This is a genomic window from Terriglobus sp. YAF25, assembly GCF_052113305.1.
Lineage (GTDB): Bacteria > Acidobacteriota > Terriglobia > Terriglobales > Acidobacteriaceae > Terriglobus.
Genome location: NZ_JBFRCY010000052.1, coordinates 1 through 13,162 on the forward strand (window position 1 = coordinate 1; position 13,162 = coordinate 13,162).

At 56.2% G+C, this 13,162-nt stretch carries 15 protein-coding genes; 10 read left to right on the top strand and 5 right to left on the bottom strand.

Annotated features, from left to right (window positions below; all coding sequences use genetic code 11):
• On the top strand, positions 1–885 hold an 885-nt coding region (locus AB4043_RS03420), incomplete at its 5' end, for a glycosyltransferase (RefSeq protein WP_442306505.1).
• Positions 886–903: 18 nt separating this feature from the next.
• Here the strand turns inward: AB4043_RS03420 and AB4043_RS03425 are convergent.
• From AB4043_RS03425 to AB4043_RS03435, 3 genes are read right to left on the bottom strand one after another with little or no spacing between them, the layout of a single operon-like run.
• Positions 904–1,863 (bottom strand): helix-turn-helix domain-containing protein, encoded by a 960-nt coding sequence (locus AB4043_RS03425; protein ID WP_442300734.1) that lies wholly within the window; start codon positions 1,861–1,863, stop codon positions 904–906.
• Between the two features lie 58 nt (positions 1,864–1,921).
• The gene (locus AB4043_RS03430; RefSeq protein WP_442300733.1) at positions 1,922–2,188 is read right to left on the bottom strand and encodes a hypothetical protein; all 267 of its coding nucleotides are present in this window, start codon (positions 2,186–2,188) and stop codon (positions 1,922–1,924) included.
• Positions 2,188–2,859, bottom strand: a complete 672-nt coding sequence (locus AB4043_RS03435) for a class I SAM-dependent methyltransferase (RefSeq protein WP_442300732.1) — start codon at positions 2,857–2,859, stop codon at positions 2,188–2,190. The genes AB4043_RS03430 and AB4043_RS03435 overlap by 1 nt, the downstream gene beginning before the upstream one ends.
• A gap of 171 nt (positions 2,860–3,030) precedes the next feature.
• Here AB4043_RS03435 and AB4043_RS03440 point away from each other — a divergent pair, with 171 nt between their 5' ends.
• Positions 3,031–3,708 carry a TetR/AcrR family transcriptional regulator gene (locus AB4043_RS03440; protein WP_442300731.1) on the top strand — a complete coding sequence of 226 codons (678 nt, stop codon included), beginning with the start codon at positions 3,031–3,033 and terminating at the stop codon, positions 3,706–3,708.
• Positions 3,709–3,876: 168 nt separating this feature from the next.
• Here the strand turns inward: AB4043_RS03440 and AB4043_RS03445 are convergent, their stop codons facing one another.
• Together AB4043_RS03445 and AB4043_RS03450 are read right to left on the bottom strand one after the other, a co-directional pair.
• Positions 3,877–5,373, bottom strand: coding sequence for a hypothetical protein (locus tag AB4043_RS03445; RefSeq protein WP_442300730.1), 1,497 nt, complete (start codon positions 5,371–5,373; stop codon positions 3,877–3,879).
• Positions 5,370–6,770, bottom strand: coding sequence for a sigma-54 dependent transcriptional regulator (locus tag AB4043_RS03450; RefSeq protein ID WP_442300729.1), 1,401 nt, complete (start codon positions 6,768–6,770; stop codon positions 5,370–5,372). Before AB4043_RS03450 ends, AB4043_RS03445 begins: the two co-directional genes overlap by 4 nt.
• Before the next feature lie 482 nt (positions 6,771–7,252).
• On the opposite strand from AB4043_RS03450, the gene AB4043_RS03455 reads away from it, so the two are divergent.
• The 8 genes from AB4043_RS03455 to AB4043_RS03490 all read left to right on the top strand — a co-directional run.
• Positions 7,253–7,768, top strand: a complete 516-nt coding sequence (locus AB4043_RS03455; RefSeq protein ID WP_442300728.1) for an A24 family peptidase — start codon at positions 7,253–7,255, stop codon at positions 7,766–7,768.
• 87 nt (positions 7,769–7,855) lie between these two features.
• The gene (locus AB4043_RS03460; RefSeq protein WP_442300727.1) at positions 7,856–9,058 is read left to right on the top strand and encodes an AAA family ATPase; all 1,203 of its coding nucleotides are present in this window, start codon (positions 7,856–7,858) and stop codon (positions 9,056–9,058) included.
• Positions 9,059–9,091: 33 nt separating this feature from the next.
• Positions 9,092–10,372: a CpaF family protein gene (locus AB4043_RS03465; protein ID WP_442306506.1), complete on the top strand. Its 1,281-nt coding sequence runs from the start codon at positions 9,092–9,094 to the stop codon at positions 10,370–10,372.
• A 10-nt stretch (positions 10,373–10,382) separates the two neighbouring features.
• Entirely contained in the window at positions 10,383–10,700 is a 318-nt protein-coding gene (locus AB4043_RS03470; RefSeq protein ID WP_442306507.1) for a hypothetical protein, read from the top strand.
• Entirely contained in the window at positions 10,697–11,044 is a 348-nt protein-coding gene (locus tag AB4043_RS03475; protein WP_442306508.1) for a type II secretion system F family protein, read from the top strand. Before AB4043_RS03470 ends, AB4043_RS03475 begins: the two co-directional genes overlap by 4 nt.
• A 9-nt stretch (positions 11,045–11,053) precedes the next feature.
• Positions 11,054–11,968 (top strand): type II secretion system F family protein, encoded by a 915-nt coding sequence (locus AB4043_RS03480; RefSeq protein WP_442300724.1) that lies wholly within the window; start codon positions 11,054–11,056, stop codon positions 11,966–11,968.
• 469 nt (positions 11,969–12,437) lie between these two features.
• Positions 12,438–12,860: a DUF192 domain-containing protein gene (locus AB4043_RS03485; RefSeq protein WP_442300723.1), complete on the top strand. Its 423-nt coding sequence runs from the start codon at positions 12,438–12,440 to the stop codon at positions 12,858–12,860.
• 32 nt (positions 12,861–12,892) lie between these two features.
• A partial coding sequence (locus AB4043_RS03490; protein WP_442306509.1) for a hypothetical protein occupies positions 12,893–13,162 on the top strand: 270 nt, incomplete at its 3' end.

Consider the following 13,162-nt stretch of genomic DNA (forward strand, 5'->3'; position numbering starts at 1 on the left):
GCGGAGATCGCCGCTTCCCTGTTGAACCAGGAACGGCTGACGATCATCTCCGGCCAGCCTCTTCCGGCCGGATGGAGCGGCAAGCTATGGGCTGTTCACCAGGGGCTGATGCAGCCAGAGGCTCAAAACGCAGACTATATCCTGCTGACCGATGCGGACATCGAGCATGCGTCCGCGCATGTAGCGACACTGGTGCGCGAAGCCGAAGCAAGCGGTCGAGACCTCGTCTCGGAGATGGTGCACCTTCATTGCAGCGCGCCGGCGGAACGGGCTCTGATTCCCGCCTTTATCTTCTTCTTTCAGATGCTGTACCCCTTTGCATGGGTGGCAGACCCACGGCGCACCGTTGCCGGTGCAGCCGGCGGCACAATGCTGGTTCGCCGCACAGCTCTTGAGCGCGTCGACGGCGTACGCCGCATTCGGCACCATCTGATCGACGACTGCGCTCTGGCTCGCCAGATCAAGTCTTCAGGCGGGAAGATCTGGCTGGGACACGCCGAACTCGCCCGGTCATTGCGTGTCTACGCGGACTGGCGCGAGATATGGAACATGATTGCGCGCACTGCCTATGTGCAGCTTGGCCATTCTCCGCTTACGCTGCTTGGCTGCATTGCGGGCATGGGATTACTGTACGTGGCTCCGGTGCTGCTGACTCTGCTCGGGCACGGTCTGACCAGAGTGTTTGCTTCGGCCACGTGGCTCATGATGGCCATCGCCTTTCAGCCGACGCTTCGACGCTACGGCAGATCGCCTCTGTGGGGAGGCGCGCTTCCGGGCGTCGCAATGTTCTATCTGGGCGCCACTGTTGCCTCTGCGTTTCGTCACCATATGGGTCGTGGCGGCGGATGGAAGAACCGCACCTACCCGGAGGCGCCTTCGCACTAGCGAGGCTTCCACATCCTTTCATGGGGTTTTGACAGCGACTCGCCGGTCCCAGGGCGCAACGCTCTCCTCATACTCCATGGGATCGCCAAAACCCTCGGTCTGCACACCGAGTTGGCGTAGAGCATCCAGAGCCATCAAGCGGCGATGCGCGTTGAAGGTCATGATATGGGCAAAGACTCCGCCGAACGTAAAGGTCTCTGCCGGCTCGCACAGAGCATCGACGAACGTATCGTCCCATGCCGAGCGATTGCGGACGTCACACAAAATACGATGCAGTTCCACATCGGTCTTTTCGAGGCGTTGCAACATCGCCTGCGGAGTGCGCTGTGACAGGGGAGGACCCTGCATATCCATCTCGGCTCCGGAGAGAGCCGCGGTCCAGGCCTCCTTGGTGAAGATGATGTTCTCCAGCAGTTGTCTCAGCGTCTTGTTCGACTCCCGCCACGGCAGCAGCTCTACGACTGTGGGCAGCGGCCGGTCCAGTTGTTCCTCTGTTAAGGTGCTCGCATACTCCAGCAAACGCCGCGTATGCCAGGAATCATTACCTGCAAAGCGATCGAATAGATCCATATCTCCTCCTCTTTTTTCCGGGGATCCCGGTGCAAGAAAGTGAATTTTGTTGGATGACGGCAGGTGGAAGTGCGGATCGCGCATGCGGCGGTAAAGACTGGGAGAGGTCCGAAAAGCCCTTCGGAAAGCTCGAGAGAATGCCTCCAGCCAACCGAAGTTGGCATCCAGGGCGACATCCGTAACCGACATCCAGGTATGCGCCAACTGATAAGCTGCTCTTTCCAACCGGAGCCTTCGCCGCATGGCTCCCGGGGTCTCCTCCGCTACTGCCCGGAAGAGCCTGTGGAACTGCGTGCGGCTTTGGTAGGCCAAACGCGCCAGATCCTCAGTCTTCGCCTGTGTGTCCAGGGAGTTCACCACGATGGCGGAAAGGCGATCTGCCGTGCCCTGATCATCCTCGTTATGCATGGCGCCAGGCTCCTCACCTCGCACGAATCATAAAGAAAAGACGGGACCGCCCGCCTGATCATTTGTACCGATCTTCCTGCAACCTCCCCTTACCGGGGTACCCAGTCTTTGAAGATCGCCTTCGGAGCATGGCATAGAGCGACCTGAGGATTCCCAGATGTTTCACGACGGCGAGAACGATCAGGCCTGAAACGAGTGTGGCCGACAGTGCAAGATGCCGCAGAAAATAGAAACCGAGTCCATGGGCCGCGAGAAGCAGGATGGCCGTTACGCCCCAGCCCCAGGGCCGCAAGGAGAGCCGATTCGGAGATTTTGCAGCCAACATCACTGTGCTCCTTGTTCAGCAGATGTGTCGCAACATGGCGAAACCGCAAGCAAATATTCAAGATCACCGATTCCAACCGTACCGCTCTCTGAAATCTGCAATCCAGCCCCGCGAAAGATTGCGGTCATCTCAGAAAGGTTGATATGGCCATGACGATGAAAGTGGGCGACGATGCCCTTCTCTCCGGGAGAGGTTCCAAAGTCGATGGCCAACAAACGGCCTCCCGGCTTCAATACCCTTCGGACCTGAGCAGCGCACTGACTGCGTAATACTCCGGGCAGGTGGTGCAGCATCAGGGTGCTTAGCACCACATCGAAGGTTCCATCGCAGAACGGAAGAGATTCCACCAAAGCAGTTTGGAATGCGACGTCCGCTCCGGCCTTACTCGCCTTTCTGGACGCCCGGCGGATCATCTCACTCGATGCGTCTATCCCGTCTACGCGCCCATTCGGGCCTACCTGCCGCTTTGCCGCGATCGCTAATGTCCCGGTTCCGCAACCAATATCCAGGACTGCCTCGCCGGCAGACAGGCGTGCCAGGCCTAACGCGCGCTCCCGAAAATTTCGCTCTCTCCCCAGCGTCAGCAGCCAGAGCAGGAGATCGTACTGCGCAGCCTTATGGAGGAGCAGACCCGAGGTCTTGGGTAACTGTTGTACTTCCGCCGTCTTCATTGAGCCTCTCTTTCGATGCTTATGTTTCGGAACATAAGTCTGAAAATGGACGTCTGTTCGAAATCGAGCCTAGACTGAACCTGGTTCACACGGAAGAACAGCAACGATCGCACTGTGCGTTAGCGGACAACAAAATATGTTTTGTGCGTTTTGTTTCGCAGAAAGGAAACCATGTCTCCGCAGAACCGCAAGACTCCAGCTCCGGATGTTAGGAAACTAGACCGGCGGATTACAAAGACCCAGAAATCTCTCCGCGATGCTCTTCATTCCCTGATTCACGAGCAGGACTATGACTCCATCGTCATCAAGGAGATACTCGACCGCGCCAATGTAGGCCGATCCGCCTTCTACATGCATTTCCGTGATAAAGACGAGCTTCTGGTCCATACCTTTCACGACATACTGGGGACTGTCCGTTCATCACGCCCGGTATCGGGCGATAGTCAGCATGAAAGACTTCTCTGGTTCAGTCTTCCGATCTTCGAGCATCTCGATCGGCTTCGGCATATCGGCGAACTCAAGCTCGGACCAAAGGGGCGGGCTGTTCTGCACGGACACCTTCAGAACGCCTTAGCCGTGTTGATCACCGAAGATGTTGAAAAGCACTTTCATGCGAGCCGAAAGACGGACCAGATACCGTTGGATCTTCTGGTTCGGTATATCGATTCAACCTTCATCCTGGTTCTTAACTGGTGGGTCGAAAATAAGTGTCCGCTCCCTCCGAAGGCAGTCGACGGATTGTTTCGTTCCCTGGTGATGCCGACTCTCAGAGAGCTCTCTGGCCCGCAACCCAAACGCTCCCTCGGATCAACCGGCATTGCGAATGGCTCTGCGCCACGCCGCACGTGACGTGGAAGTCCTCGCCTGGCCAGGATTTCCTTGTCCCTCTGTTAACTTTGTGCAATAGGCTGCACGATCAGCGATGCCCGAGGGCAGCATCCGCGGTATGCGGTTACACTCTGGATTCCTCTGGCTTATGGAGAGCAACGGCTTACGCTAAACAGCGACGCCTCTACCTTACTGTCCCTGTTCATCGCGAACCAGCACGACGGAGATGTCGTCGGAATAGGCGATCTTCCACCGCATGAGGGAAAGTACCGGTACCATCGGCGAGCGCCGCGCCATGAGACAGAAATTGATTCGATACTTTGCCAGAAGCTTGTTCGGATCGGCCTGCAGCGCGGACCATTCGGCAAATTCGGCAAGAACACCCGTAGCCTCGAAGACATCGGACCGGCCGTCCACGAAGACAGGGTTCTCTGGTGACGCCCAGATGAGGTAACCGCCATAAACGTACTCATTCAGCATCGGGCCTGCGAGATGATGGCTCCTGATGAACTCTACGGCCTTTACCGGGCTCTTGGCCTCTACCTGAGCTTCCAGGTTCCGTTGCGATGGAAACGTCCGGAAGACGATAACCAGGGCAACCGCTACCAGGATTGCGTTGGCCCCCGGGAGGTCCTGTGACGCGTTGTAGTTGTCCCACGCGGTCGCCAATAAACGCGACAGGATGGGAGCGGTCAGGATACCGAAGACAAAGAGCATGCGATGATGGCTTGCGGCCAGCCATGCTCCCAGGGCTAATAAAAGCAGTTCCTGACACCACAGCTCTGTCCGGCGGATAGCCGGGAGCAACAGGATAAGAGCAATGATCCCCAGGAATGCGAAGTCGCGGCCCTCGGAAAATTGCAGCGCCTGCCACTCCTCGACCTGGCTGAGACCAATGTGCTGATGAAGCAGCGTGTCAACGGGATACAGGATCTGGTTCAGACCAATTGGATTCAGGAAGAGCGCCGCGATCGAAAGAGCTACCGCGAATGCGAGTGCTCTCCGCCTGCTCGCCTCCCAACGCCGACAGGTCAGCAAGCCTGCCTGGAAATCAACAAACGAGCTGGCTAGTACCAGGATTGCGACCAGAAGACCTAGAAAGAAAGACCCATGGGCGTTCACCCAAATAGCAAAGAGCACGGGCAGGGCAAAAAACCAGCGCGGATTGCGGGTTTGCCCGGCATGGAGGAGGAATAGCTCAAAAACCAGGAATAAGTAGCCAACCATCTGCGGCCGAATTGCGACGCCTGTCGTGGAGAACAGCCAGATTATCAGCGGCCCAAGAAAGGCTATTTTGGCATTCTTCGAGTAAAGCCAGCACAAACAGTAGCCGGAGACAAGTAAAGCGGAGGTGAAGAAACACAGCCAGACCATCAGGCCTGAGTAGCCTCCCCAGCGGTACGCCCCGTAAATTAAAAGCTCCGAGAGCCATTCGTGGGGGATATAAGCATGATGGGCTGTCGTGTAGGAGAAGAGGTCCGTATGTGGAATGCTATGGGTCTCCCATATAACATTCCCCATCTTTAGATGCCACCACATATCGGGGTCGTCGAACCGGCCACTTACAGTCAGTACAGCCAGAACAACCAGAAGGCCTGCCAGCATGACAGGGAAGGAGAACGCCCGCCGCAAATAGGAGACCTTTGCGGTCTCAATCTGCGTAACGACGGCCGTCCCTTCGCTCATGCCATGCCTGCTTCAGGTGACTCCCTTTCAGTCGAGATCTCCGAATCAATAAGCGCACCTGGCTCTCCAATTCGGAGCAGCCGATGGAGATAGGCCCTGGAGATATTCAGGCTACGAGCCGCCAGCGTCTTATTGCCGTTGCTTTCACGAAGGGCGGTAGTCGCTAGCTTAACTTTGTAGTCTCGAAGCTGTCGCTCGAAGGATCCCCCCGGATGATAGTCGTCGTCCATATGGACAAGAGTTTCCTCAAGGATGTTGGAAGCCAGATCTTCCAGGTGGATACTCTCCCCATTGGCGACGATGAGCGCCTGCTGGATCACATTTTCCAGCTCACGAACGTTTCCAGGCCAGGAATAGGCCTGGAGCATAGACATCGCATCATCCTCGATCCTGGTAACCGGGCTGCGGAAACTCTTCGAGTACTTTCTTAGGAGATGCTCTGCGATCTGCGGAATATCATCCGAATGCTCTCGCAATGGCGGAGTGTCTATCCGAATAACATTCATGCGGTAATAGAGGTCCTGGCGAAACGCGCCCCGCGCCACCATGTCGCTAAGATTCTGATGGGTTGCAAAGATGAGCCGCGCCTTCAGGGGAATAGGTTCTGTACTGCCCTGACGGCTGAACTCGCGTTGCTGAAGAACGCGCAGGAGCTTTACCTGGGTAGCAGGACTAAGCTCCCCGATCTCATCCAGAAAGAGTGTCCCTTCGCCTGCCAGCTCCAGATAGCCGACCGATGATTCCGTCGTCCCCGTAAAGGAGTCGTTTTCGTAGCCGAAGAGCTCCGTATCGATAAGGTTCTCCGGGATGGCGCCACAGGAAACGGCAATGAATGGCTGGTCTGCCCTGGAACCCAGGTTATGGATGCCGCTTGCGATCAGCTCTTTCCCCGTGCCGCTTTCGCCGGTAATAAGGACGGACGCGTTAATATTGCATACCCTCCGTATCAGTTCATGCACACGCTGAATCTGCGGACTGGCGCCGAGAATAGGGCTCCGGCTCTCAGTCTCTTCACTCTGCTGTCTATCTAACAATTCCCGGCGCAGCGCAGAGCCCTCGTGGGCGCGAACCAGCATCGTCTTCAGTTCGCGAATCGATGGCGGTCTGCGGCAATAGCCATAGGCTCCCTGCCTGACAAGGTCGATGGCGGTGGAGCGCAGGCCATCGCTGGAGAGAATCAGAACCGGAATCTTCGACGCGACCACCTTCTGAAAGAAGGTTAGAGAGTCTGGCAGCGAGTCCAGATCCAGCAGGATCACCTCATAACGAGGCTTTCCCGGATACCTCGGGTTCTCGTCCTTGACGGAGACCTGGATGACATCGAATTCCTTACCGAGGGCCGATGAGAGAAGAGATGGCAGCGTCGGGTCATTTGAAAAGAGTCCAATTCGAATCATGTTTTCTAGTGCCCCATATCGTGCGAGCTATTCTCAATCCGGGCAATGTGCGCACGTTCGTTATGCGCATCACAGTGCTCAAATGTTGGCTTGTATTCTGAGCCACATTTTCGGGATTCGCGAGATAAATCGACTGCAACTTAAGTAAGTTACCAGTGCGCTGTTTCCCAGATCGGGATTCAAAATGCGGTTTTGCGCGAGAACGACCGCCAAGACAGACTGATTTAGTCCGCATTAGAGCGTTTACCTGTCGCTGGGTTTGCGGAAACGCCCCATAGGTGCGGAAGCCCTACGTTACACCCACAGGGAAAACGCTCCAGCCCCCTTCTCGTGCCCCTCCTGGTGTATCGTCCCGGACCCACCCTGAAGCGCAACTGTATACAGCCGTAAACACTTTGAGCGAAATCAGCCCCAAAATTTTGGATCAGCAATTGCAACTGGCACGAGTGATTTTATTGATCTCCCTTGGAGAGTTAGCTCATATGCATTCCGCCGCCTTGTGGCCAACATTGATCGTAGTCGCGGTGGCAACTGTCACTGACCTTCGCAGCCGGCGTATCCCGAACTGGCTGGTGCTTCCATTCCTTATCGCCGGGTTTGCTGTATCCGGCCTGCAGCATGGCCTCAACGGTCTTATGCAGAGCGCTGCCGGCCTGGTCGTAGGCGCCGCACTGTTCGGCCTTCTTTGCCTGATGGGCGGCATGGGGATGGGTGACGTCAAGCTCTGCGGTGCAATCGGCGCATGGGTCGGACCGTCGCAGATGCTGGTCGCTCTGGTAATGACCGGGATCGCGGGCGGAATCATCGCTGTCGGCATGGCCATCGCTGGAGGATTTGCGGCTGAAATATTCCAGGGGACAGGAGACCTTATCTTCGGCTTTAGAAAACGCGGACTTACTCCACACCCAGAGCTCGTACTCAATAATCCCCTGACACGGAAGATGCCTTACGCTCCGGCGATTGCCATCGGAACGCTCATTTCATTTTTTGCCAGGTAACGCGACTCCTTCTTATAGGTCATGAATATGCAGACTTCATCTCGACAGTCCGAAACGTTACTGGCAGCAAGAAATGGCCAGCGAGCAATGACCGATTCAGTTAAGGCTTCCAGTGCGCTTGGAGGAAATGTGACATCTGTTGCACTCATTTTCCCCCAACTGTTACAACGTCAGCTCGTCGCAGATGCACTGACTGGGCTTTGGGGATATACGACCCACGAGTTTTGTTTCTATCCCGACCTCGGTGATAAGTCATCCCCGTTAGGTGGCGACTACGACGTTGTCATTGTTGAACTGGACAGTGACCCGGAGTATGCACTGGAGCTCGTAGAGGCCATCTGTGCAAATAGCGCCTCCACGGTCATGGTCTACTCTTCCATGGTCCAGCCGGAGATGCTGGTTCGCTGCATGCGGGCCGGAGCCCGCGAGTTCCTGACACCGCCCATTGCCGCAAACGTGATCGCAGAAGCTTTGGTCCGTGCTACGGCACGAAGCACCGCTTCTCGATCGGTAAACAAGACCACCGGTAAAGCGATGGTCTTTATTGGAGCGAAGGGTGGATCGGGTGTCACCACCGTCGCCAGTAACTTTGCAGTGGCCCTGGCGCAGGAATGCGCGGCAAGCAACCAGAGCGTCTTACTGATCGATCTGACTCTCCCTCTCGGAGACGTTGCGCTTGAGCTCGGAATTACTCCTCAATATTCAACGGCGGATGCGCTGGAAGAAGCTCATCGTCTGGACGCCAATTTTCTTTCCAGGCTCGTGAGTAAACATAAGTCTGGCCTGTCCGTTCTGGCCGCTCCGGACAAATACGTCGAGATCGACCCATCGAGTAAGGCAGTCGAGCAATTGTTGTCGGTTGCGCGGCAGAACTTCGACTACGTTGTCGTCGATGCGGGCTCCCACCTAGGGGCTACCGGTCATGCACTCGTTGATGACGGAGCGAGTGTGTTTCTGGTTACGCAGGTTGGTATCCCCGACCTGCGTAATGCCAACCGTATCGTCTCGGAGCTTCTATCGAAGTCGGGAACCAAGGTCCAGGTGGTACTGAACCGGTATACCCCGCGCTCCCTGGTGATCGACGAAGAAAACATCACGAAGGCGCTCACGATGGCCGCCCGCTGGAAGATTCCGAATGACGAGGCATCCGCCCGGAGCGCGCAAAACACAGCAGTTCCGCTGGTGCTCAAGGACTCGCCGGCTTCCAGAGTCATCCGGGAGATGGTGCGAGAGACCCATGGCACAGCAGAGAAGACCGAAAAGAAAAAGCGGTTCAGTTTATTCGGATAACAGAGATAAGAACTTCAAAAGGATGAAGCCAGTATGGATCGAGTAAATTTTGACAATTTCAAAGCCGAGATACACCGGACGCTGATCTCCAAGCTTGACCTGGAGAAGCTGTCACGCGTCAACACCACCCAGGCAAAACAGGCTGTAGCGGGAATGGTGAATGAGATCATCTCGCGACAATCTGTACCGCTGAGTCTCGCAGAAGAGGCAAAGATCGAAGCGGAGCTGCTGGATGAAGTCTTTGGTCTTGGCCCGTTGGAGCCGCTGCTTGCAGACACGAGCATCTCCGACATCCTTGTCAATGACAAGAACCACGTCTTTATCGAGCGCGGCGGTATGTTGCAGCGTGTCGAGACGGCATTCCGCGATGACCGTCACCTGCTGCAGATTATCGACCGGATCGTCTCCAGAGTCGGACGCAGAGTTGATGAGTCTTCTCCGATGGTCGACGCTCGTCTGCCTGACGGCTCCCGTGTGAACGCCATCATTCCCCCGCTGGCGCTCGATGGTCCGGCCTTGTCTATCCGCCGCTTCGGCACCGGCCCATTGGCTGCCAATCAACTGCAGGAACTGAAGAGCATCTCGCCGGAGATGATGGAGCTTCTCACGGCCGCGGTGAGGGCGCGTATCAGCATCCTTATCTCAGGCGGAACAGGCGCCGGCAAGACGACCTTCCTGAACATCCTGTCGCAGTACGTTCCGAAGACCGAACGCATCGTGACGATTGAGGATGCCGCTGAACTGCGCCTTGGCCTTGAGAACATCGTGCGCATGGAGACACGGCCGCCGAACGTAGAGGGCAATGGCGCCGTACGTCAGCGCCAACTGTTGATCAACAGTCTGYGTATGCGTCCCGACCGCATCATCATTGGCGAGGTCCGCGGCGAAGAGGCCTTCGACATGCTCCAGGCGATGAATACCGGCCACGAGGGGTCAATGACCACAATTCACGCGAACACTCCGAGAGACGCTCTCACCAGGCTCGAGTCCATGGTCGCGATGACCAACCTCAACCTTCCGGAGAGGAGTGTACGCCAGCAGATGGTATCGGCGATCGCGATTGTCGTCCAGGTCTCTCGCATGAGCGACGGCAGCCGTAAGGTCGTGAGCATCTCCGAGATCACGGGCATGGAAGAGAACACGATCAGCATGCAGGACATCTTCACCTTCAGGAGAAAGGGTGTTGGCCCGGACGGCAAGGTGATTGGAGTCTTTGAGCCGAGCGGGATCCGTCCCAAGTTCGTTGAGCGGCTGCGCATCTCAGGCATCTTCCTGTCGCCGGCGTTGTTCGAGCAAAAGATGGAAGTCAACTAAGGAGGCGAATATGGGGCTGATTCTGGTATTGGTATTCTTCGGCGTATTCGTCACATGTGCTCTGCTGTTGTCAGCCGGCGGAGCCGGTGCATCGCAGCAGGCAGAGCGCGCACGAGCGAATCTGTATGCAGCCCTGGCCAGTGGACAGTCGGCGACTGACTCAGTTGTCGACATCCGCAAGAAGGAACTCTTCAGCGCTGTTCCCTGGATCAATCGCTGGCTGCTGCAACTTGAATTGGCCCCGCAGCTTCGAACGTTGCTCTATCAATCCGGATTGAAATGGACCGTAGGCGCTCTGCTGTTGATACAGCGATGGAGAATCTGGTGAAGCGCGTGCCGCTGCAGGATCTTCGCATTGTCGTCACGGCAATTCTGATCCAAAAGGAAAGTGGCGGCAATCTCGCCGAAGTTCTCGAAAAGGCAGCTCACGTCATCCGCGAGAGATTCCGCCTGAAGCGCCAGATCCGGGTGCATACCGCTCAGGGGCGCCTGACGGGATGGATTCTTTCTTTCCTCCCAGTCGTATTGGGTATTGCACTCTATCTGGTCAATCCAAAAACCATGAGCATCCTGTGGACAAATCCCATAGGCGTCAAGCTTCTGTATCTATCGGCAGCCATGACCATCAGTGGCGCTTTGATTATTCGCAAGATCGTCAACATGAAGGTTTGAAGGTGGGTTATGGGATTTGTTACGGTTACATTTTTCGTCATCTTTGTCTTGATTGTCAGCGGCGGGCTTCTGCTGTTCTATCGCGAAGCAATGCTCCAGCGAATCGGGGAGGTCGTAACACCCCATACGAAGGAGGAGCACGCTCTACGGCGCACCATTCAAATGACGGGTTCTTCGCTCGGTGGAATGGTGGGGCATCTCGAGCGTGTCCTCCCGAAAAGCCAGGCGGAGGTCTCTGTCATCCAGCAGCGCCTCATGCGGGCGGGCCTTCGCGAGGACTCAGCATTGAGCCTGTTCTATGGCGCAAAGGTGCTGGTTCCTCTCACACTGTGCGCTCTGGCGTTTGCCAGCGGACTGGCACACGGAAATGAGTTCTTTGTGTATGCAATCGCATTGGGACTGGGATTCCTGCTGCCGGACTTTTGGCTCGGACGCAAGGTCACAAACCGCCAGACGCAGATCAGGCAAGGACTTCCGGATGTGCTTGACCTGCTAACCATCTGCATCGAAGCAGGACTAAGCATGGATCAGGCGACAGCCCGCTCAAGCGAAGAGCTGCACCTCGCTCACCCCGCCATCTGCGACGAGTTGGGCATTGTTGTTCTGGAGCAGCGCGCCGGCCGCGCCCGCTCCGACGCCTGGAAACAGTTTGCAGAACGCACGGGGGTCGACAGCGTACGAAACCTCGTTTCGGTACTTGTACAGTCCGAGCAGTTGGGTACGAGTGTCGCCAAGACGCTGCGCGTGCATTCTGACACGCTGAGAACCCAGCGCCGCCAAAGAGTAGAGGAGCAGGCAGCCAAGACCACGGTGAAGCTCGTTTTTCCGTTGGTCTTCTTTATCTTCCCCTCACTGTTTCTCGTCACCCTGGGGCCTGCCGCAATCATCATGGCAGAGTCCTTCGCTAAATACTTCAACAACTGAAAGAACAAGGAGAACTCCCATGGACAACGTAACGCTGATTCGGATCGTATCTGGTGTGCTTTTCATCGCAGTGCTGATGTTTCTCATCTATCGTCGCCGCACCCGGGTCCACTAGAACTTTTTCCTGTAGGTGTCGTGTAGAGCTTGCGCATCTATGGACGTTTTCCGCAATGAAAACGCCGCTGCACTCCTCTACCGGGATACCCAGCACAGGAAAAATGCTCTAGAACCTGGCTTCATGCAAAAGGGCCGTCGCTTTCTTCTTGAGGTTCATGCACGCAAGGACGCTGCAGGACAACATCTCGTCGTCGTATCGAGTTGTCCGTTGCATGCATAACCCTGAGGGAAAAGGTGCTCGGCCACGCTGCTTGAGTTGGGGAACATGAACCTTTGATTCGCAAACGGAAAGATTGGAGACTCGTGTGCAAAGGCTATGTGTGGCACTTCGCCTGCGAGACATTGAAGCGAGATGGAAAAGACGTATTGCGTTTATAACCTAACGCGGGAGAGTTTCCTCAGCCTGAACGTGCAGGCGGCGGACACCATCTTGATGCGCCTGAAAGGGTTGATCGGGAGACTGAGGCTCCGGTCCGATGAGGGAATATGGGTAGTGCCTTCTCAAGGCGTTCATACCCTGGGTCTATTCTTCCCGCTCGATCTGATCTATCTGGATGAACAAAACCGGGTCATTCACCTGGTTGAATCCATCCCATCCTTTCGCATTGGACCCATAAAAACTCAGGCCGGAAGCGTCCTGGAACTGCCGACTCACACAATCTATTCCTCCAATACGCAGGTCGGGGATCAGATGTTGATCTGCGTTGCCGAGGAGATGAGAGAACACCTGGCACCGGTTAAAGAAGAAGCGCAACACAGCGCTCGTAGGGAGTGAATCAAGAAAACCTCCCTGAGAACGGACAGCATATGAGAGCGATTTTGGAGTGGCTGGTATGGCCAACATTTCGAGAAACCCGAAGGGCAGAGCGGCGGAACGATGTGCCGCTGGTGGCTCACTACTGGGACGGCGGTGCCCCCATGGCGCATAAGGTACAGGAGATCAGCACTGACAGGCTCTACCTGGTGACCGACCAACGCTGGTACCCCGGCACGCTGGTCATGCTGTCGTTGCAAAGAGAGGACGTTTCCGCAACAGATCCGGACCGCGTGATTGTGGTCAAGGGACAAGTAGTGGGC

Coding starts and splice junctions, on each gene's coding strand:
- AB4043_RS03480 (WP_442300724.1), top strand. CDS start 11,054: ATGGGATTTGTTACGGTTACATTTTTCGTCATCTTTGTCTTGATTGTC.
- AB4043_RS03450 (WP_442300729.1), bottom strand. CDS start 6,770: ATGATTCGAATTGGACTCTTTTCAAATGACCCGACGCTGCCATCTCTT.
- AB4043_RS03430 (WP_442300733.1), bottom strand. CDS start 2,188: ATGTTGGCTGCAAAATCTCCGAATCGGCTCTCCTTGCGGCCCTGGGGC.
- AB4043_RS03460 (WP_442300727.1), top strand. CDS start 7,856: ATGACCGATTCAGTTAAGGCTTCCAGTGCGCTTGGAGGAAATGTGACA.
- AB4043_RS03445 (WP_442300730.1), bottom strand. CDS start 5,373: ATGAGCGAAGGGACGGCCGTCGTTACGCAGATTGAGACCGCAAAGGTC.
- AB4043_RS03440 (WP_442300731.1), top strand. CDS start 3,031: ATGTCTCCGCAGAACCGCAAGACTCCAGCTCCGGATGTTAGGAAACTA.
- AB4043_RS03425 (WP_442300734.1), bottom strand. CDS start 1,863: ATGCATAACGAGGATGATCAGGGCACGGCAGATCGCCTTTCCGCCATC.
- AB4043_RS03485 (WP_442300723.1), top strand. CDS start 12,438: ATGGAAAAGACGTATTGCGTTTATAACCTAACGCGGGAGAGTTTCCTC.
- AB4043_RS03455 (WP_442300728.1), top strand. CDS start 7,253: ATGCATTCCGCCGCCTTGTGGCCAACATTGATCGTAGTCGCGGTGGCA.
- AB4043_RS03435 (WP_442300732.1), bottom strand. CDS start 2,859: ATGAAGACGGCGGAAGTACAACAGTTACCCAAGACCTCGGGTCTGCTC.
- AB4043_RS03470 (WP_442306507.1), top strand. CDS start 10,383: ATGGGGCTGATTCTGGTATTGGTATTCTTCGGCGTATTCGTCACATGT.